The organism is Arthrobacter sp. C152, from assembly GCF_054890965.1.
In genome coordinates this window covers 1-1,520 of record NZ_JBTZSU010000085.1, presented here as the reverse complement: position 1 = coordinate 1,520, position 1,520 = coordinate 1, and the positions used below count along the sequence as shown (strand labels likewise).

Annotated in this window: 2 protein-coding genes; both read right to left on the bottom strand. The window is 60.3% G+C overall.

Features of this window, described 5'->3' with window-relative positions; all coding sequences use genetic code 11:
- Positions 1-10: 10 nt before the first annotated feature.
- Positions 11-1,015 carry an IS3 family transposase gene (locus ACYSM9_RS21800; RefSeq protein WP_461859032.1) on the bottom strand — a complete coding sequence of 335 codons (1,005 nt, stop codon included), beginning with the start codon at positions 1,013-1,015 and terminating at the stop codon, positions 11-13.
- Between the two features lie 2 nt (positions 1,016-1,017).
- Complete coding sequence (locus ACYSM9_RS21795; RefSeq protein WP_461859031.1) at positions 1,018-1,470, bottom strand: hypothetical protein; 453 nt, start codon at positions 1,468-1,470, stop codon at positions 1,018-1,020.
- Positions 1,471-1,520: the final 50 nt, after the last annotated feature.

Below are 1,520 nucleotides of genomic sequence, written 5' to 3'. Positions count from 1 at the left end.
CCGGTATTTCTCAAGCTGTTTGTGACAGCTGTGGGGTGGGTTGGTTGATCCAGACCTTGTCTGGTGGGCCAGGGACGCTGGGTGCTTTCCGGTAGCGGGTGGGATGTTGACGGAAGTGCTCGTTGAGTGACTGCTGTCGCTGGTGTTGCTGCGTGGGCCACGATCCGTCGTGCACGGAGTCCGGGGAGTACCAGTTCAGTCCGGCGTGCAAATGATGTCGGTTGTAGTCGGTGAAATAGGCGTTGAAGTAGTCCCGTGCCGTGGCGAGCGATTCGAACCGGTCCGGGAACTCCAAGGAGTATTTGACCGTCTTGAACATTGCTTCGATGAACGGGTTGTCGTTGGAGGTTCTGGGCCTGGAATGCGAGTGGCGAATGCCGAGCCTGCGCAGCAGTTCGTAGGTGTTGGAGGCCCGCATTGCTGTCCCGTTGTCGGCATGAAGTACGTCGGGGGCAGCCCAGAGCCCCAGCACCGCTTGTTCGATCATCTCAGCGGCCAGTGAGGCGTTTTCTTGCTGTTCGACGCGGTGTCCAACGATCTTTCGCGAGAACATGTCGATGACCGTGTAAAGCTTATAGGCTTGGCGTCCGGGTCCGCGGAGGTCGGTGATATCCCAGCACCAGACCTGGTTTGGCGAGGTTGCGTGCAGGACCGGCTTGTTGCGCGGGCTGCCGCTGCCATAAGGGCGTTGGGGCCTCCGGTCTCCGTTCAGGCCTGCCCTTCTCAGAACCCGGTGGGCAGTGGCCAGTGAGAAGAAGTATTCGCCGGCATCGAGCATCCGTTGGAAGGCCTGCGTCGCGGATAGCTCGGCGTACTCCGGGGAGTTAAGCCGTTCCAAAAAAGCACTGGCTTCTTGATCGCTGACTCGGTTGGGATAGGCACGTTCGCTATGCGGAACCGAGATCCCGGCCGGGGTTACCGGTGTCAGATGTCGGTACCAGGACATCCGCGATAAACCAGCCACCGTGCAGGCAGCAGTCACCGCCCACCCGGCCGCGACGAGGGCGGCGACCACACTCAGGAGGACTCTCCGTTTCCTTTGAGCCAGTCCGGTCTGCCCGGCTCCTGCTCCTCCAGGTGCGGGTCGGTCGCGTTCGCGCTCTTGGCCATAGCTTCCAAGAGCGCGGACGCTTTTCCCAGAATGTCCACCGCGGCCTCGGACTTCTCAAGTTTGGCCTTGAGCTTGGCGTTTTCCTTCCGCAAATGCTCCAGCTCATCGCGCTCTCGACGATTCATCCATCGGCTCCTTTCCCTGGCAGCATTCGAATCAGCGACGGCCGGTGGCTGTAGCTTGCCTTCCTCCCGGGCATTCAACCAGTCAAGCACCGTGCGGCTATTGACCTGGATCCGACGGCAGAACTCCGCTTTCGCTCCACGGTCCAGGCACTTGTCATACTCCTCAAGCAGCAACCACCGCTGCTCCTTCGTGAAATGGTGCCGGCGAGAAGCGCGTTCGGGAATCTCGAACATCACATATCTTTCCCCGCCCTATGTGTCACACAACAGCCTGACACATAGGG